Source organism: Glutamicibacter mishrai, from assembly GCF_012221945.1.
Lineage (GTDB): Bacteria > Actinomycetota > Actinomycetes > Actinomycetales > Micrococcaceae > Glutamicibacter > Glutamicibacter mishrai.
In genome coordinates this window covers 1105463-1123974 of the sequence record NZ_CP032549.1, presented here as the reverse complement: position 1 = coordinate 1123974, position 18512 = coordinate 1105463, and the positions used below count along the sequence as shown (strand labels likewise).

At 59.9% G+C, this 18512-nt stretch carries 16 protein-coding genes; 7 read left to right on the top strand and 9 right to left on the bottom strand.

From position 1 onward, the window contains the following. Positions 1 to 67 precede the first annotated feature (67 nt). The gene (locus D3791_RS05335; protein WP_022876127.1) at positions 68 to 1018 is read left to right on the top strand and encodes a LysR family transcriptional regulator; all 951 of its coding nucleotides are present in this window, start codon (positions 68 to 70) and stop codon (positions 1016 to 1018) included. Between the two features lie 34 nt (positions 1019 to 1052). Here the strand turns inward: D3791_RS05335 and D3791_RS05330 are convergent, their stop codons facing one another. The 6 genes from D3791_RS05330 to D3791_RS05305 form a co-directional block, all read right to left on the bottom strand. After that, positions 1053 to 1982: an AEC family transporter gene (locus tag D3791_RS05330; protein ID WP_172511507.1), complete on the bottom strand. Its 930-nt coding sequence runs from the start codon at positions 1980 to 1982 to the stop codon at positions 1053 to 1055. Between the two features lie 17 nt (positions 1983 to 1999). Then, complete coding sequence (locus D3791_RS05325; protein WP_022876125.1) at positions 2000 to 2941, bottom strand: AEC family transporter; 942 nt, start codon at positions 2939 to 2941, stop codon at positions 2000 to 2002. Between the two features lie 126 nt (positions 2942 to 3067). Continuing rightward, entirely contained in the window at positions 3068 to 4396 is a 1329-nt protein-coding gene (locus D3791_RS05320) for an enolase C-terminal domain-like protein (RefSeq protein ID WP_172511506.1), read from the bottom strand. A gap of 3 nt (positions 4397 to 4399) precedes the next feature. Further along, positions 4400 to 6001: an aldehyde dehydrogenase (NADP(+)) gene (locus D3791_RS05315; RefSeq protein ID WP_172511505.1), complete on the bottom strand. Its 1602-nt coding sequence runs from the start codon at positions 5999 to 6001 to the stop codon at positions 4400 to 4402. Positions 6002 to 6038: 37 nt separating this feature from the next. Continuing rightward, a complete protein-coding gene (gene kdgD / locus D3791_RS05310; RefSeq protein ID WP_172511504.1) occupies positions 6039 to 6977 on the bottom strand; it encodes a 5-dehydro-4-deoxyglucarate dehydratase in 939 nt (312 codons plus the stop codon). A 131-nt stretch (positions 6978 to 7108) separates the two neighbouring features. Continuing rightward, positions 7109 to 8008, bottom strand: coding sequence for a LysR family transcriptional regulator (locus D3791_RS05305; protein ID WP_061953893.1), 900 nt, complete (start codon positions 8006 to 8008; stop codon positions 7109 to 7111). Between the two features lie 150 nt (positions 8009 to 8158). Here D3791_RS05305 and D3791_RS05300 point away from each other — a divergent pair, with 150 nt between their 5' ends. The 5 genes from D3791_RS05300 (at position 8159) to D3791_RS05280 (ending at position 13517) form a co-directional block, all read left to right on the top strand. Continuing rightward, positions 8159 to 9160, top strand: coding sequence for a Bug family tripartite tricarboxylate transporter substrate binding protein (locus tag D3791_RS05300; RefSeq protein ID WP_028268728.1), 1002 nt, complete (start codon positions 8159 to 8161; stop codon positions 9158 to 9160). Between the two features lie 51 nt (positions 9161 to 9211). Beyond that, on the top strand, positions 9212 to 9784 hold the full coding sequence (locus D3791_RS05295; protein WP_172511503.1) for a tripartite tricarboxylate transporter TctB family protein: 573 nt from the start codon (positions 9212 to 9214) through the stop codon (positions 9782 to 9784). 21 nt (positions 9785 to 9805) lie between these two features. Beyond that, positions 9806 to 11341, top strand: coding sequence for a tripartite tricarboxylate transporter permease (locus D3791_RS05290; protein WP_022876118.1), 1536 nt, complete (start codon positions 9806 to 9808; stop codon positions 11339 to 11341). Next, positions 11338 to 11730, top strand: coding sequence for a universal stress protein (locus D3791_RS05285; protein ID WP_022876117.1), 393 nt, complete (start codon positions 11338 to 11340; stop codon positions 11728 to 11730). The genes D3791_RS05290 and D3791_RS05285 overlap by 4 nt, the downstream gene beginning before the upstream one ends. 428 nt (positions 11731 to 12158) lie before the next feature. Continuing rightward, positions 12159 to 13517 carry a gluconate:H+ symporter gene (locus tag D3791_RS05280; protein WP_172511502.1) on the top strand — a complete coding sequence of 453 codons (1359 nt, stop codon included), beginning with the start codon at positions 12159 to 12161 and terminating at the stop codon, positions 13515 to 13517. Positions 13518 to 13584: 67 nt separating this feature from the next. On the opposite strand, the gene D3791_RS05275 is transcribed toward D3791_RS05280, so the two are convergent. From D3791_RS05275 to D3791_RS05265, 3 genes are all read right to left on the bottom strand, one after another. Then, a complete protein-coding gene (locus D3791_RS05275) occupies positions 13585 to 14271 on the bottom strand; it encodes a FadR/GntR family transcriptional regulator (RefSeq protein ID WP_172511501.1) in 687 nt (228 codons plus the stop codon). Between the two features lie 70 nt (positions 14272 to 14341). Continuing rightward, a complete protein-coding gene (locus tag D3791_RS05270; RefSeq protein WP_028268726.1) occupies positions 14342 to 15475 on the bottom strand; it encodes an L-talarate/galactarate dehydratase in 1134 nt (377 codons plus the stop codon). Between the two features lie 188 nt (positions 15476 to 15663). Beyond that, positions 15664 to 16656 carry a 2-hydroxyacid dehydrogenase gene (locus D3791_RS05265; RefSeq protein ID WP_172511500.1) on the bottom strand — a complete coding sequence of 331 codons (993 nt, stop codon included), beginning with the start codon at positions 16654 to 16656 and terminating at the stop codon, positions 15664 to 15666. Between the two features lie 274 nt (positions 16657 to 16930). Between D3791_RS05265 and D3791_RS05260 the strand changes: the two genes are divergently transcribed. Next, entirely contained in the window at positions 16931 to 18505 is a 1575-nt protein-coding gene (locus tag D3791_RS05260) for an ABC transporter substrate-binding protein (RefSeq protein ID WP_172511499.1), read from the top strand. Positions 18506 to 18512 lie beyond the last annotated feature (7 nt).

The window sequence follows — 18512 nt, the reverse complement described above, 5'->3', positions numbered from 1 at the left end:
CTTTAGAAGCCCCTATCGATACCTGTCCAAGCTAACTTATGCAATCAACGATTCAAGGAGAGCATTGATGTTTTCGCTCATTCAACTGGAGTCGTTCGTAGCCGTCGCTGAAGAACTCCACTTCGGCGCTGCTGCCGAACGGCTGAACATGACTCAGCCGCCGTTGAGCCGGCAGATCCAGTTGCTGGAACGCGAACTCTCAGCCAAGCTCTTCACCCGGACCTCCCGCAATGTGCAACTGACAGCCGCCGGAGAAGTCTTGCTGCCCAATGCGCGCAGGCTCTTGGAGCTGAGCAGGCGCACCAGCGTTGAAGTCTCACGAGTCTCGACTGGGGATTCCGGAACCGTGGTTGTCGGGTACACGTCGGTGGCGGGCCAGTCGGTGCTTCCGGCATTGCTCTCGACTGCGGCACGTCACCTGCCAGAGGTGACTCTGGTATTGCGCGAGGCCGTTTCTATTGACCAACTCGATGCCTTGAGCAGCGGAAATATCGATGTTGGCTTATTGCGTCCCGTGGTGAGCCGGGCAGGGGTTCAATCGTGCTTGGTGAAGAAGGACCGCCTGGTGGCAGCTCTTCCTTCAGGACATCACTTGGTTACGGGCAAAGGCGTACTCATCAAGGAGCTGGTGGGCCTGCCTCTGATGATGTATTCAACGAATGAAGCCCGATACTTCTACGACCTGGTGATCAGGCTCTTTGACTCCGTTGGAACCAAACCGACGATCACGCAGATTGCCAGCCAGATACCAGCGCTTCTGGCTTTGGTAGCCGCCGGACTCGGCGTGTCCCTGGTACCGGCCAGCGCGATGGACTTTGCTCCACCGGGAGTAGTATTCGAGGAACTCACAGGCCCCGACGGGCTCCAGGACTTGAACCACTCCGATATTTTTATTGCCTGGGAAGAAGGATCGGTGAATCCTGCGGCGCAACGTCTGCGGGAGATCTTCATTGACTCGTTGGAGAACGTCGAAGGAACACCCATTCCCGAGAAGTCAGCTCCACCTGAGAATTCCTGAATCGGACTCTGCGCGCACCGCGGTCTTCGAGCGGCTAGTGATGAAGCAACCCCGCAAATGCCAGCATCACCGGGATGCCAAGAATCGTGGTTACCAGAACGGTGTCCTTGGCAACGGTGATGCCGGCGTCGTAGCGGTCGGCGTTGACAAAAATATTCTGTGCGGTGGGCAGGGCCGCCATGATGATGGCAATGTATTGCCCCGTGGAGTCCAGCCGGAAAACCCAGGCCGCCAGCGCCCATGCCAACAGCGGGTGAATCACCAGCTTCAGCACTGCCGCAGTCCATACCTCGGTTCGACGCTGTGTTGCCTTCTGCAATGGCTTGGAACCGACCAGTGAAATGCCGAAGCCCAGAAGCATGGCGGGAATGGATGCGCCGGCCAGCAACTCGATAGGAGTCAATATCAGCTGCGGCGGCATCCAGTGGAAAATTGAACAGGCCAAACCGGCGGCCGAGGCGATAATCATCGGATTGGACAGGGTCCGGATTAATACGCTGCGCTTGCCCGCTTCCCGGGTGCTTGTCGCTTTTTCCATCATCGACAGCGAGACCGGTGTCATGATGGCCATCTGGAATAGCGCGACCGGGGCCGCAATGGAAATATCACCTAGCGCATACAGCGCAATGGGAAGCCCTAAGTTGCCGGCATTCACCGTGGAAGCCGCCATCGCGCCAATGGTTCGTTCGGCCGCGGAGCGCTTGAAGAACCAGCGGGAGAGCACATGGAACAGCACGAACACGACAAGGGCTGAGATGCCGGCGATGAATAGCTGTGGGCCTAATGCTTCCTGGGGATTGGCACCGGCGATGGTCGTAAACAACAAGGCCGGGGAAGCAATGAAGAACGTAAGCCGGTTGAGGACCATCCGCCCCTCAGAGCCGAAGATGTTCTTCTTTGCAGCCCAGTAGCCAATGCCAATGATGGCCCAGATACCGAAAAATCCTTCAAAGACACCAAACATGAGACGGGCTTGAACTCCTAGCTCAACAGGAACGTTGCTAGTAATGCTACCGGGATGGACAAGAAAGTACTGGCCAGGATGACTTCACGAGGCACTGTTGGCTTGAGGGAAAACTGCTGGCTGAACAAGAGAACATTCTGCGCAGTAGGCAGCGCGGCCATCACCACAACACCCATGAGTTCCATTGATTCGAGGCCGAAAACAAACCTTCCCAAAACCCATGCAACACACGGCATGATCAGGACTTTGAACGCGACACCCAGGAACACCTCTGGCCGTCCCTCCTTGTCGGCCAACGGTTTTTGACCGTACAAGGACATGCCAAAAGCCATCAATAGCAGTGGGATGGATGCGTTGCCCAGCATCTCCAGGGGAGCATGCAGCACTTCAGGGAGCTTGAACTGGAAGAAGGAAAAACAGGCGCCTATGGCCGTTGCCACCGTGACCGGGTTGGCAATGGATTTAAGGATGGTTGGGCCCAGTGGAAGATCTTGTGTCTCCGGGTTGAGCTTTCGAGAGATCAGCGCGAACATGCACAGGTACGCCGGTGCGATCACCAGCAACTGGGCAATTAAAACGGAGACGGCGGGAGTGGTGCTTCCAACTGCATACAGAGCCAAGGGGATGCCGATGTTCCCGGCATTGACGTAGCTTGTCGCCATGGCGGCCGCTGGCAGGTGGCGGGCCGGCGTCTTGAGGAAGACCCTGGAAACCACAGCAAATAGCGCACCGGTGAACGCTGCGGTCAGCAGTGCGATAGGCGTGAAAACGCCAAGGACCAAACCCAGATCCGCATCGGCCAACAAGATGAACATCAAGGCCGGATTGGTGATGTAGAAGATCAGCGGAGTCAGGCCGGTGGAGATTGCCTGGCGTTTGCCCGGGAGAAATTTTGCCGTCGCCAGACCAACCCCGATAAGAATCAGGACTATCGCGAAACCTTGCATCACGCCTTGCATTTATTCTCCCGCTTGCACTTGCGCTGCATCCCAAGGATTCCTTGCAGGCAGCACAGCAGGGACGGCCGGACAACAATGAATGCTGTCCCAGCCGTCCCTTGGCTTTCACTTATTCAATATCAACGCTTAACGAACCAACGCCGGGCTCTTGGAATCAAAAGTCCAGCCTGGAATGAGGTACTGCATTGATACCGCGTCGTCCCGCGAACCGAGGCCGTGCTCCAAGTACAGCTCGTATGCCTCGTTGACCCGCTCGCGGTTCAGCTCAACACCCAGACCAGGACGCTGCGGCACCTCGATCTGCCCATCTCGGATTTGCAGCGGTTCCTCGGTGAGCCCCTGGCCGTCCTGCCAAATCCAGTGGGTATCCAAGGCGGTGATTTCCCCCGGTGCCGCGGCACCAACCTGGGTGAACATGGCCAGCGAGATATCGAAGTGGTTATTCGAATGCGAACCCCACGTCAGCCCGAACTCATTGCATAGCTGGGCTACTCGCACCGAACCGGACATGGTCCAGAAATGCGGATCAGCCAATGGAATATCTACCGCGTTGGTGCGAACTGCGTGGGACATTTCGCGCCAATCGGTGGCAATCATGTTCGTTGCGGTCTGCAGGCCGGTGGCGCGACGGAACTCGCTCATCACTTCACGTCCTGAGAAGCGGCCCTCTGAACCGCAAGGGTCCTCGGCGTAAGCCACTACACCACGCATGCGCTTGCCCAAGCGGATGGCGTCTTCCAACAGCCAACCGCCATTAGGGTCCAGAGTGATGCGTGCGTCGGGGAAGCGTTCCTTGAGCGCGACCACCGCATCTACCTCAGCATCGCCCTGCTGCACACCGCCCTTGAGCTTGAAGTCCTTGAACCCGTAACGCTTCTGCGCCGCTTCAGCCAATCGCACTACTGCTTCTGGGGTCATGGCTTCTTCACGACGGATCTTTTCCCAATCGTCAGCGCCTTGTGGCTCACGAAGGTAGGGGAGATCGGTCGCATCCGGGTTGCCCACGTAGAAGAGGTATCCAAGCATCGGCACCGCATCGCGCTGTTGGCCATCTCCCAGCAACTCCGCAACCGGCACACCCAAATGCTGGCCGTGCAGATCCAGCAACGCCGACTCAACCGCGGTGACGGCGTGAACGGTGGTGCGCAAATCGAATGTTTGCGCTCCTCGTCCGCCCTTGTCGCGGTCCGCGAAACGGCTGGAAATCTGTCGAAGCAATGAACGGTATTTCGCTACCGGTGCACCATTGATCAGCGTTCCGGCTTCTTCAATAGTTGATCGGATTGCTTCACCGCCAGGCACTTCGCCCAAACCGGTGCGTCCCTCGGAGTCGGTGACGATCACGATATTTCTTGTGAAGAAAGGTCCGTGGGCTCCCGAGAGATTCAACAGCATGGAATCGTGTCCGGCGACGGGGATGACTTCTACGGAGACAATAGTTGGTTGTGCGCTCATGCGTTATTCTCCTGCAAGCTTTAGCGTGCCATCCACGCGACGATTCAAATTCCATGGGTTGTCGGTAGCCAGCGGCGCAGGTAACAGACCTTCCGGGAAGTTCTGGTAAGCCACCGGACGCAGGAAGCGCTCAATGGCCAAGGTGCCAACCGACGTCGTGTGAGGCGCCGAGGTGGCTGGGAATGGACCGCCGTGCACCATTGCGTCACCCACTTCAACACCGGTAGGCCAGCCATTGACCAGAATGCGTCCAGCCTTGGTTTCCAGAACCGGCAGCACCTCGGTCGCGAGCTGGTGATCCGAGTCGTTGAGCTGCAAGGTGGCGGTGAGCTGCCCTTCCAGCTTGGACAAGGTGCTGACCAGCTCTTCAGAACTGTTGTAGCGGATCACGAGAGAAGCCGCGCCGAAGATCTCTTCCTGCAGGACAGGATTGGTCAGCAGCTGCTCAACACCGGAGGCAAAGATCACCGGCGCCGGAGCATTTTCGCTGGAACCTTCGGTACCGCGTCCGAGCAGTTCAACACCATCCTGCTTTTCCAGTGCCGAAATCCCTTCGGTCCACGCGTTGTAGATTCCTTCGGTCAGCATGGTCTGGCCAGCGCTGGACGCAGTCGCCGGGGCAATGGCCTTTACAAATGCGTCACCGGCGGCGCCGGCAGGGACGAAGACCAGGCCGGGAGCCGTGCACAGCTGGCCCGAAGAACCGGTGACCGAGCCGAGGTAGGCCTTGGCATGGGCTTCAGGATCCTCGGAGAGCGCACCTTCGAAGAAGATCACCGGGTTGATGGCGCTCATTTCGGCATAGACCGGAATCGGTTCTGGACGTGCGGCGGCGGTAGCCATGAGCGCAGTACCACCGGAACGCGAACCGGTGAATCCAACTGCCTTGATCACCGGGTCAGCGACCAATGCCTGGCCGATCGAAGCACCGGGTCCGTAGACCAGGGAGAACACGCCTGGGTGCAATCCAGCGTCGGCGACAGCTTGAGTGATGGCTTGGCCAACGATTTCGCTGGTGCCTGGATGCGCATTGTGGGCCTTGAAGACCACCGGGCAGCCGGCAGCCAATGCCGAAGCGGTATCGCCACCGGCGGTGGAGAAGGCCAGCGGGAAGTTGGAGGCGCCGAAAACGGCGACCGGTCCCAGAGGAATCTTGCGCTGTCGGATGTCCACGCGTGGCAATGGGGTGCGTTCAGGCAGTGCCGGGTCGATGCGCACGCCACGGAAATCGCCCTGGCGAACTACCTTTGCGAACAAGCGCAGCTGACCGGTGGTGCGTCCGCGCTCGCCGTTCAATCGGGCTGCTGGCAGGCCGGTTTCGGCCATGGCGCGCTCTACCAATTCCTCGCCGACGGCCTCGATGTTATCGGCGATGGCTTCGAGGAAGGCCGCATGCTTTTCTGGATCAAGTGCGCGGAAGGAATCGAATGCTTCGGCCGCTGCGGAGGTGGCGATCTTCAGCTGTTCGGTATCGATCAGGCTGTAGCCCGGTTCCAGCGGCTGGTTGGTGGCAGGGTTGAAACCGTTGACGGTTCGTCCGGTGCCAGTAATTCTTTCACCAGCGAGAATCGACTGCCCGGTAAGTTGCTCGGTGTTGGTAGTCATGGTGCTCCTTGCGATTCGAAAATTTGCCCGTTCAGTTCTAGAGTGTGGCGCCAGCAGGAACGATGCCTGCCTTCTGGATCAGTGCCGAGAGATCCGCGAGGTCTGCCTCGGTCAGATCCTGCAGCGGTGGGCGCACCGATCCGGCGTCACGGCCGATGGCCTTCAATCCGCCCTTGACGATGGATACGCCGTAGCCCTTCACGCGGTCGCGGATTTCCAGGTAAGGCAAGACGAAGCGGTTCAGCTTCTCGTTGATGGCCACGCGGTCCTGGGCACGAACATCCTTGTAGAAGTCCAGAGCGAATTCTGGGACGAAGTTGTACATGGCAGAGGAGTAGGTGCTCATGCCCAGCTGCAGCAGCGGCAAAGCGAAGGTCTCTGCGGTGGGCAGGCCGCCGAGGTAGAACAGGCGGTCGCCGTTCTTGGCGTAGACCTTGGTGATCTGCTCGATGTCGCCCAGCGCGTCCTTGAAGCCGATGAAGTTTTCGTGGTTGTCAGCCAGTCGTGCCACGGTGTCTGCAGAGTAGACGGCGTTGGCGCGGTTGTAGACGATGACGCCGGTCTTGGTCGAAGAGCAGATGGCCGAGACGTGCTGGTACAGGCCTTCCTGATCGCATTCGGTCAGGTATGGAGGCAACAGCAAGAGTCCTTCGGCGCCTGCAGCCTCAGCATCTTGGGCGTTCTGGATGGCCTGCTTGGTGGAGCCGCCGGCCGACGCCAGCACTGGAACGCTGGAGCCTGCTTCCTCAACGGCCATGCGCACAACCTTGGACGCTTCCTGCGGGGTAAGGGTGAAGCCTTCTCCGGTGCCGCCGGCGGCAAACAGTCCCGCGACATCGAAGCTCGACTGCCATGCCAGGTGCTTGCGGTAGGCGGCCTCATCGATTTCGAGGTTGGCGTCGAAAGCGGTGACTGGGAACGAGAGCAGTCCGTCCTTGAGCTTATTGGCAAGTTCGGCAGGGGTGTACTGGGCCATGAAAGGTGTCCTTTGTTTCGTATCCCGCGTCTGGAGACCGCGGAAAAGAAGTGAGAGTTGATCAGCTATTACTCTCAGCGTAGGAACACCCGATGATGCCTGTCCAAGCCCATATTTGTATTGTTTGATACCTAGTCGGCATCATTGCCGTGAAGACTGCCTCTGACGATATTGACCAGGCGTTCCAGCGCAGGGTTTTTGGACGTCCGGCTCCAGATCGCATGCAGCTGCACAGGATCTTCGCGGACCTCAGGCAGGCGAAGGTAGCTCACGCCGGGAACGCCAAGGAGCTTGGCGCTCTCCGGAACAAAAGCAATGCCTCGCCCGGCTGACACCAGAGCGATCATAGTCAGGATCTGGCTCACGGTATGGCGCACGTTCTTGTGCTCGACATCGATCAAGCGCACCACGAGATCATAAAAGTAGCGTGCTTTTGTCGGGGAATGCATGATCAGCGGTTCATCGCGCAAGTCCTCAAAAGTGATTTCGTGCTTGGACTGGGCCAGTGGATGGTTGGCCGGAACTGCTGCCACAAGGCCCTCGGAAAACAGCAACGCCGATTCGAAGAGCGATTCATCAAACGGCGGGCGGGCCAGCCCCAAATCCAGGTCGCCATCGAGCAGCGCATCGACTTGTTCACTGGTCACCATTTCGGCGAGTTCCACATGAACCTGCGGCATCTGGGCCGAGATCTCTCCTAGCAACGGGCCCAGCAGGCTGAAGCCGGAAGCGGCGGTGAACCCGATGCGCAGTTCTCCCAGCTGTCCGGCGGCGATCCGTCGCGCATTATCCGGAGCGCGTTCGGCGGCAATGACCAGGCGCCGGGCATCTTGCAAGAATGCCTGGCCTGCTGCGGTAAGCGAGACGCGGCGGTTATCACGTTCCAATAATTCGACGCCCACCGTGCGCTCAAGCTTCTGGATTTGCCGGCTCAACGGCGGCTGCGTCATGTTCAGCCGTTCGGCCGCGCGACCGAAATGCAATTCTTCTGCCACCGCAACAAAGCTTCGGGCCTGATCCAGAGTAAACATTCAATACCTTCCGGGAATCACTCCATGCACATTCAGCCTTGGACATGCATCACTTCTAGTTTCTAGGCTATATCCGGGACCAGCAAGGTGACTTACCTCACGCAAGGTAAGGATCCGGGTCACATACACTCGAAGACGCAGGAGAACATCATGAAAAACCGTATGACTCGTCGCACGATGCTCGCGCTGACCGCCACTGGTGCCGTCCTGGCATTGACCGCTTGCGGTGGAAACGTTGGAGCAGGAAGCAAGGAATCCAGCAGCTTCCCTTCCGGTCCGGTGACCATGACCGTGGGCCAGGCCCCAGGCGGATCAACGGATCTGATTGCCCGAGCTGCCGCTGAAGGCATGGCAGATTCTCTTGGCGTTTCCATGCCAGTGGTAAACAAGGCTGGTGCCAATGGGGCGTTGGCCACCAAGGAAGTCGCTGCCATGGAACCGGACGGCCAGAACCTGGTTCTGCTGAACGCATCGCTGATCACCATTACGCCGCTGGCTGTTTCTGAAGACGAGACCGTCTCGCTCGATGACCTGGATGTGCTCATGGGGCTGTCCCAGGATGACTACGTCATGGTTGCCAGCACCGCCTCAGGTGTTAAGAGCATTGACGACATCAAGAAGAGCAAGAAGAAGCTGTCTTTCGGCACTACCGGCGTGGGGACCGGTTCGCAGCTGGCCCAGGAACTTCTGATGGCTCAGGCTGACATTGACGGAACCACGGTTCCCTTCGATTCCGGCTCACCGGCACTGACCGCGGTCATGGGGGACCAGGTCCAGGTGTCCACCATCCAGTTGGGCGAAGCAAAGCCGCAGATCGACGCCGGCAAGGTGACCCCGATTGTCGTCTTCTCCAAGGAGCGCAACGAGTTCCTCCCTGATGTGCCTACTGCCATCGAAGCCGGCTACGAAGTTCCAGTCTCCCAGTACCGCGCCATCGCCGCCCCCAAGGGCCTGAGCGACGAGGCCAAGGAGAAGCTGGTGGCATCGATCAAGGACGCCACCGCAGCCGACAGCTACAAGTCGTTCAACGAAAAGAACATGCTGACTCCTCACGAGATCAGCGGCGAAGAAGTGGTTTCCGAATGGAAGGAACTGGCTTCGACCTACAAGGAACTCACCGACGAGCACGGGATCTCGCTCGCTGGCAAGTAGCCAACCGAGCCCGCATCGAGACGCGAAAGCGAGAATCCCAGGATGAAACTTATGGACGAGAAACGCGCGCGGCATGCTGCTGAAGCCAGCGTTGAGGAAACCCAGGTGGCGCAGGCGCCTGACATTGAAGAAGCGCTAACCCCTGAAGAGCTGGCCGCGCAGTGGGAAGCCGAGGCCGCGGAACCCGCTGGCCCGATTGCCAATCTGCTCTCCTCCTTGGTGGTCCTGGGCTCGGGCATCGCCGGCATGGTGCTCTCGGCCGGGCTCGGATTGGGGACTCCATCCGAGCCGGCCGCGGGCATGTGGCCTTTTATTATTTCGCTCATTGCTTCCGTGATGGCCATCGCGCAGGTGATTGTCGGCCGCCGCGGCGGCAAGGACGGGGAGAAGTTCAGTGCCCTGAGCTGGTACGCCGCGATCGGGTTCGGCACGCTGATCCTGATGGTGGTCCTCATGCCGGTCATCGGCTTCGAAATCCCATCGCTACTGCTGTGCTTCGTGTGGATGCGCTGGCTGGGCGGTGAGCGCTGGAGGTCGGCCACGATCTATTCGATCTTGATCGTTCTCGCCTTCTACGCAATTTTCATCGCAGCCTTGGGCACCACGATCCCTCGACTTTTCTAAAGCACGTAAAGGCTTATTCGCATGGAATTCTTCGGACCGGTCCTCGACGGCTTCAACGTCGTCCTGGATCCTACAAACCTTCTGTACTGCCTGCTGGGCGTCGTGGTCGGCATGCTCATCGGCGTGCTGCCCGGCCTGGGGCCAGCGGCAACCATCGCCATCTTGCTGCCGATGACCTATGGCGTGGAACCAGTCACCGCCATCATCATGCTGGCCGGCATTTTCTACGGCGCGCAATACGGCGGAACCATCACTTCGGTACTGCTGCGGCTGCCCGGCGAGGCAAGCTCCGTGGTCACCGTTTTCGACGGATACGTGATGGCCAAGCAGGGCAGGGCGGGCGCCGCTTTGGGCATTGCCGCCATCGGTTCCTTCTTCGGCGCCACCATCTCGATCATCGGGTTGACCTTCCTGGCTCCGCTGGTGGCCAGCTTCGCGCTGGACTTCGGCCCGCCGGAATACACGGCCTTGGCAATGCTGGGCATCCTGCTGGTCGCGACCATCTCGGGCGGCACCAAGATCAAGGCCATCATCGCAGCAGCCGTCGGATTGTTCCTGGCGACGATTGGCCGCGACGGCTTTACCGGCGCTGAGCGCTTCACCTTCGGCAACCTGTCGCTGGCTGATGGGATCGACTTCGTGCCGATCGCCATGGGCCTGTTCGGCGTCGGCGAGATCCTCTACAACCTCGAGGAACGCCATCGCGCGGCCAATGCGCCGGTGAAGGTGTCCAATGTCTGGCCCAAGCGCAAGGACATCAAAGAAGCGTCCGGTGCGATTGGCCGCGGGTCCGTGCTCGGATTCTTCCTGGGCATTCTTCCCGGTGGCGGCGCGACCATTGCCTCGCTGGCTTCCTATGCCATGGAGAAGAAGACCGCCAAGGATCCTTCGCGGTTCGGCAAGGGCGCCATCGAAGGTGTGGCCGGCCCGGAGTCTGCCAACAACGCTGCTGCCACCAGCTCGTTCATCCCGCTGCTCACCCTGGGTATTCCCGCCAACGCCACCATGGCCATCATCTTCGGTGCCCTGCTGATTCAGGGCATTACGCCAGGTCCACAGCTGATCAGCAATGATCCGCAGCTGTTCTGGGGCGTGGTGAACTCGATGTACATCGGCAATATCCTCCTGCTGATCATGTCCATTCCGCTGATCGGCGTCTTCGTGAGGATTCTGCGTGTGCGTGCGGCGATCCTGGCGCCGATTACCGCGCTCATCACGATGCTCGGTGCCTACACCATCCGCAACTCGATGTTCGATGTGCTGCTCGTGGTGCTCTTTGGAGCTATCGGTTACCTGATGAAAAAGTTCGGGTTCGAACCAGGTCCACTGGTTCTGGCCTTTGTCTTGGGCAGCTTGCTTGAATCCAACCTGCGTCGTTCGCTGCTGGTTCTTGAAGGCGATCCGACAGGATTCTTCACCCGGCCGATCTCGGCCACCCTGCTGGTTCTTTTCGTTGTTGTCGCCGTGTGGCCAATCATCAAGAGCGCCATTGACAAGCGGAAGAACTCTTCGCTGGCAGCCACGGTTGCCGAAAACAAGGTAAAGGAAAACGCATGAGCATAATCGTCGGATACGTTCCTTCTAGTGTTGGCGAAGCCGCAGTCGCTGCAGCGATCAAGGAAGCGAAGCTGCGCGATGAGACACTGCTCATCGTCAACTCCTCCCGCGAGGGATCATTGGTGGACAAGAACACGGCCTCAGAAGAAGACCTGGCACGGGTGCTGGATGCTTCGCTCAAAGCAGGGGTCCAAGCCCAGGTCATTGAATCAACCTATCGAGACGACCTCACCGAGGAGTTCCTCGGCTTGGCCGACAAGCACCAGGTTTCGCTGATTGTCATCGGCCTGCGCCAGCGTTCCCAGGTAGGCAAGTTCATCATGGGCTCGCAGGCCCAGCGGATCCTGCTGCAGGCAGAACATCCGGTACTGGCGGTCAAGGCTTCCTAAGGGCAGCTCAGCCGCTCGTAGACACCGCTAGCAGGCCATGTTCCGCTCCTTTTAGGAGCGGGGCATGGCCTGCTTTTCCATGTCAAAACCACGATTGATACGGACGAAAAACAGCTTGTCAAACAGTGATGCTGATCACAAGAATCTGGCTCGCGGACTCGATTTAATCTCCATGGAGACTGAACGTGATCGGGCGTGAATGGCGAATTTTCGGGGATGCCGGGCTGTTTGAGGGTGTCGAAGTGGGGGACTGATGCCAGCTGGGTATCAATGAATGCGGTTCGAGTCTTGGACGGGCTGAATTGAACTCACTAACGTGATTGCTGGCACAAAGAGCTATGCGCCAGTTCACTTTTCCGAATTGCCTTCGCATCCCATTCAGTGTCCCGCATCTTTTCTTCCCACAGTCCATCAGATTGGAGTCACCTATGCCATTGCTCATCGTCGCGCTGGCTGTTGTTGTGCTGCTGATTCTCATGATGAAGTTCAAGCTCAACGGCTTTATCTCCCTAATTCTTGTCGCCACCCTCGTTGCCTTCTGGGCCGTGGCGACCGATTCGCTCACCTTCGATGGGCAACCGGCGGGAGTCGCGGACATCCCGGAAATCATTGCCGAGGGCCTGGGTGGGCAACTGGGCGGAACCGCCATCGTGATCGGCTTGGGCGCGATGATCGGTCGCGTCATGGGCGATGCCGGCGCTGCCCAGCGCATCGCGAAAAAGATCCTTGCGGTCTTCGGAGAGCGCGGCGTGCAGTGGGCCATGGTTATTTCGGCCATGCTCATTGGTGTCACGATGTTCTACGAGGTGGCATTCGTCATTTTGGTTCCCGTGGCCTTCACCCTGGTGCGCGCCACGAAGGTGAATCTATTGTGGGTTGGCCTGCCAATGTCGATCTCGCTGTCCACCATGCACTCGTTCCTCCCGCCACACCCTGGCCCGACGGCCGTGGCAGGCCTGTACAACGCTTCGGTCGGTCTCACGCTGGCCTATGGGCTGCTGATCGCCATTCCGGTGGGTGTTGCCATCGCGATGACCTGGCCACGCTTGCCCTTCGTGCGGAAGATGAATCCCCAGATGCCTGCAGGCCTGTTGGCTGAGAAGGAATTCAAGGATGAAGAGCTGCCATCCACGGCGATGTCCTTCATCGTCGCGCTGCTGCCGATCGTGCTGATTGCCGGCTCCGAGGTGGCACGGATGTCGCTGCAGCTGAGCGAACCCGTGGACAACGTCTTGAAGCTGCTGGGCTCGGCTGAAATAGCCTTGCTCATTGCCTTGATCGTTGCCATCATCGCTTTCGGGCCGATGAGCAATCGTTCCATGAACCAGGTCGCGAAATCCATGAGCGAGTCAGCCCGCGCCATGGCGATGATCCTCTTGGTCATCGGCGCTGGTGGCGCGTTCAAAGAGGTACTGGTCTCGGCTGGAATCGCCGATTACATCGCGGAGACCACCTCGGGCTGGAACCTCAGCCCATTGATCCTGGCCTGGCTCATCGCCGTGATCCTGCGCATCGCCCTGGGGTCGGCTACGGTCGCGGTCTCGACCGCGGCGGGCATCGCGGCGCCATTGGTCGCAGCCACCGGAGCATCGCCGGAATTGATGGTCCTGGCCACAGCCTGCGGTTCCATCGCCTTCAGCCATGTGAACGATCCCGGCTTCTGGATGTTCAAGGAGTACTTCAACCTCAATGTCGGGCAGGCGCTCGCGGTGCGCACTACCTACACCACCACCCTGGCGATCCTGGGGCTGCTGGGAGTCCTATTGCTCAGCCAGCTCGTTGGCTAACCTGCCAAATAGCAGTGTGTCCCGAACGGAGAAACCCTTTCGGGGCACACTGCTATTCGCTGGCGTCCTACGCCTCGGCCTGCAAACGGGCCATGGAATTGGATAGATGGATTCTCATCGCGGCGGACGCCAGCTGAGGATTGCCCGCTGCAATCGCCTGATGGATCGTCCGATGCTCCGCGGCGACCGAATCCAGCCTGCCAGAAGGCAAGGAGTCCGAGGAATCCAAGCGCCGGCGCGGCATGGCAATCATTGCGGGGCCGAAGCTTTGGACCGCCTGGCTGAAGTACGGATTTCCGGTGGCGCGAGCCACAGCCAAATGGAACTGGAAGTCGCAGTTCATGCTTACCGAAGCGTTGCCCAGCGAAGCCTCGAAACCTTGCAGAGCTGCATCCATGGCTGAAAGGTCCTCTTCGGAAGCCATCAAGGCGGCGCCGGCTGCTGCTTCCGTCTCAAATCCCAGTCGGTATTCGATCAGCTGGCGGCGCTCAGCCAAGGTGCGGGGAATCAACGTCTGGGATTCCGGGGAAGATTCCGGGGGAGGGGTCAGCGCAAAGCTGCCGGCACCGCGGCGGGTGTAGATCAATCCCTCGGTCTGCAGCCGGGTGATGGCCTCTCGGACTACGGTGCGCGAGACCCCGTGCGAAGCGATCAAGGTATTCTCGCTCGGCAATTTTTCGCCCGCCGCAATATCTCCGGAACTGATACGTTCACGCAGGTGGTCAACCAGCGAAGAAGCTAAATTGGGTTTCATGCTCTGCATCCTTAAAGCATAAGTGCCGGTGACCGCCTGAAGCGGGCACCGGCACTGGTTCACTAGCTGGTTATGGTCGGCCGAATTCCACGGTGTCGGTGGTCCAAGCGCGAGCCTGGTCGCTGAAGGTGAAGCCCAGACCCGGACGGTCTGGCACGATCATACGGCCGTCCTTGGTTTCAAGGCGTTCGTTGAATAGCGGATCCAGCCAGTCGAAGTGCTCCACCCATGGCTCGCGTGGGTAGGTCGCCGCCAGGTGCAGGTGGATTTCCATGGCGAAGTGCGGCGCCAGATCCAAGCCAGCCTGATCCGCCAAAGTGGCCAGACGCAGGAACTGGGTGATGCCGCCAACGCGTGGTGCATCGGGCTGGATGATGTCGCAGGCGCGAGCGGCAATCAACCGCTCATGCTCGGCAACGGAAGCGAGCATTTCACCGGTGGCGATAGGGGTATCCAAGGCTGCGGCGAGTGCCGCGTGGCCCTCGGCGTCATAGGCATCCAGCGGCTCTTCGATCCAGACCAGGTCGAACTGCTCCAGCTTGCGGCCCATTCGCAGGGCAGTGGCGCGATCCCACTGCTGGTTGGCGTCCACCATCAGCGGTACGTCGTTGCCGATGTGTTCCCGGACGGCGGCGACGCGGCGAAGATCTTCTGCCGAGTCCGGCAGGCCGACCTTGATTTTGATGCCGCCGATTCCTTCTTCGATGGACTGGCTGGCGCGTTCCTTGACCTCTTCGATGGAGGCGTTGAGGAAGCCGCCGGAGGTGTTGTAGGTGCGCACCGAGTCGCGGTGCGAACCCAGGAACTTGGCCAGTGGCAGGCCTGCTCGCTTGGACTTCAGGTCGTAGAGCGCGATGTCCAGGGCGGCCAGTGCCTGGGTTGCCACGCCTGAGCGGCCCACGGAGGCGCCCGCCCACAAGAGCTTGGTATACAGCTTGGCGATGTCGTTGGGGTCCTCGCCGATCATCGTCTCTGCGACTTCCTTGGCGTGCGCGTACTGTGCTGGCCCGCCTGCTCGCTTGGAGTAGGAGAACCCCATGCCTTCAAAACCCTGTTCCGTGGTGATTTCCGCGAAGAGGAAGACGACCTCGGTCATTGGCTTTTGGCGGCCGGTGAATACCTTGGCGTCGGAGATGGGAGTGGCCAGCGGCAGTCGAGCGGTGGAGAGCTTGACGTGGCGGATGGCGTCTGGAGTGTAGGTCATGGAAAACATGCTCCTGGGAGTGGGGTGTTTGAGCTTCTGAACTTATCGTACAAGTTATCAACTTATCTAACAAGTGATTTCCTGATAGAAAAGCAGAGATCCTTCCATGCCCTCTCGCTGCGCAAATAATGCCCCGCTGATCTGGGTAATCCGGATCAGCGGGGCGTGGGTGCCAAAGCGGTAGAAGGCTAGGAAATAGGCGTGATCAGCTTTCGCTCGGTCAAATAAGCCCGAAGATTCTCCAGAGTCAGCGACGCCATATCTGCGCGCGTTTCCCGCGTGCCGCTGCCCAGGTGGGGCAGGAGTACGACGTTATCCAGTTCCAATAGTTCGGAAGGGGCATTCGGCTCGTTTTCGAAGACATCCAATCCGGCTCCTGCGATCTCGCCGGAGAGCAGCGCCTGGACCAGTGCCTGTTCGTCAATGACCGTGCCGCGGGCGATGTTGATGATGAATCCCTGCGGACCCACCGCCGAAAGGACTTCCCGGTTGACCAGTTTGGCCGACTGCGGGCCGCCGGCAGCTGCCACGATGAGCACCTCGGTCTCCGCTGCCAGCTGCGCGGCCGACGAGTGGTATTGGTAGCTCACTTCTGGCTTCTGATTGCGGTTGTGATAGTGGATTTCGCACCCAAAAGCTTCCAGCCGGGTGGCGATCGCCTGTCCGATGCGCCCCAGGCCGAGGATCCCGACCTTCTTGCCGCTGGCGCGCGTGGCCAACGGGAAATTCTGGCCGGAAGCCCACGAACCGTCGCGCACAAACCGCTCCGCCGCGCCCAAGGAGCGCAGGGTGGAAAGGTAGAGCCCCAGCGCAGTATCGGCCACGCAGTCGTTGAGCACATCAGGGGTATTGCTAATGGCGATCCCTCGTTCAGCGGCCTGCTGGGTATCGGTCGCGTCATAGCCAACGCCGAAGTTGATGATGGCTTCCAGATTTGGCAGCTGTGCCATCAGCTCACTGTCGACGCCAAAGCGGCCGGAGCACACTGCAACCCGGATCTGCTCGCCGTGCGAGGCCAGCAACGCCGCGCGTTCAGCGCTTGAATCGGGCAGTACGAGGGTCGCGAATTCTTCCTTCAGGCTCTCGGCCACGGTTGGGTTGACCGGGCCAACGCGGAGGATCTGCTCTCCGGTGATCGGGGTGCTCTGTTCTTGCGCTGCGGCGCTGGTTTGAGTGGGCATAACTGCATCGTAGGGAGCGCGATCAATTCACGTCCAACACGCAAATTAGATGAATCCATGCCCTTGAGGTATGGATGCCCCGTTGCTCCCGGAATGTAGCGCAAGTCACATTCCACCTACCGTCCGGTACCTTCATGTCGGTCACTAGTGGCGGTTGCAACCGGCCAATAAAACCTTGACCCGGCCCGGCGCGCGGTCAAGGCTGTGGATACGAACTTCTGCGGATTTCCCGCTTGATCCACCTTGCACATCGCACCGTCGCGAAGGAACCACAATGCATAACCGAATCGCTCGCTCCCGCCGCATCCCATTAGCCCTTGCAGCCTCCGCCCTGCTGGGCACCACCGCGCTGTCAGGCTGCTCCGTCGCCAACTCGGAAGAGGCAGCCTCCGGCGGATCCTCAGCTCCCAGCGACACCTTGCGCGTCGTGCTCCAACAGGAGCCACCGACCCTTGAGGCCTGCGAATCCAACCTGACCAGCACCGGGGTGGTCATCCGTTCCACCATCACCGAGCCGCTGATCGAAAGAAACCCCACCAGTGGCGAGCTGGAACCGAAACTTGCGACCGAGTGGTCCAGCAAGGACGACAAGACCTGGACCCTGAAGCTCCGCGAAGGCGTCAAATTCCACGACGGTTCCGAGTTCACTGCGGCCGATGCCGTGGCCACCATCGACCGCGCGGTCAACTCCAAGCTCGGCTGCAACGTTGAAGGCTACGTCTTCGGCGATGACGACTTGAAGCTCAAGGAAGTGGATGACTACACGGTTGAAGTCACCGCTGCGAAGAAGGATCCGATCCTTCCGCTGCGCCTGTCCTTCCTGGAAGTCGTGCCAGAGGAAACCTCGGCCACCGAAAAGGTGCGCGAGCCAATTGGCACTGGTCCCTACAAGCTGGATGACTGGCAGGCCGGACAGAGCATCAACGCCAGCGCCTACACGGACTACTGGGGCGAAGCACCTGAATTCCAGAAGGCCAACTACCAATGGCGGTCCGAAGGCAGCGTGCGCGCAGCCATGATCACCTCGGGCGAGGCCGACATCGCCACGGGCCTGAGCCCTGAAGACAACATCGGGGATCTGGGGGTCTCCTACCCGAATAACGAAACCGTCGCCCTGCGCATGCACGCCGATAAGGCGCCCTTCGACGACATCCGCATCCGCCGCGCGGTGAACTACGCCATCGACAAGGAATCCATCGTCGCCTCCCTCTACGGAGGACGCGACAAGGCCGCCGCCCAGCTGGTGCCCTCAGGCGTCGTAGGACATAGCGAGGATCTTCCGGTGTGGGAGTACAACGCGCAGAAGGCCAAGGACCTCGTCGCGGAGGCCAAGGCCGCCGGGACCGATGTCTCGGCACCGATCAACCTCGTGGTGCGCACCGCGCAGTTCCCGAAGATCCAGGAACTGGCCCAGGTCATCCAGGAACAGCTGACCCAGGCCGGGCTGACCGTGAACCTGAAGATGCTCGAAACCAGCCAGCACCTGACCTACCAGGTCCGTCCGTTCCCGACCAAGGAAGACGGGGCCATCATGCTGATGACCCAGCACGGCAACCAGGCCGGTGACGCGGCCTTCACCGTGGACCAGTACATGACCACCAAGGGCGCCCAGTCCGCCTTCGGCACCCCGGAGCTGGACAAGCTGATCGCCCAGGCGGATGCCGCGACCGGCGATGACCGCCAGGCGGCATTCGAAAAGGTCTTCAAATACCAGAATGACGAAGTCGTCCAGTTCGCGCATATCGCCCACCAGACCGGCATGCTCGGCATTTCCCAGTCGGTGGCCTACGAGCCGAACTCGTCCAGCGGCGATGAGCTGCGCCTGGCTGAAGTCACCGCGGCCAAGTAACCAACGG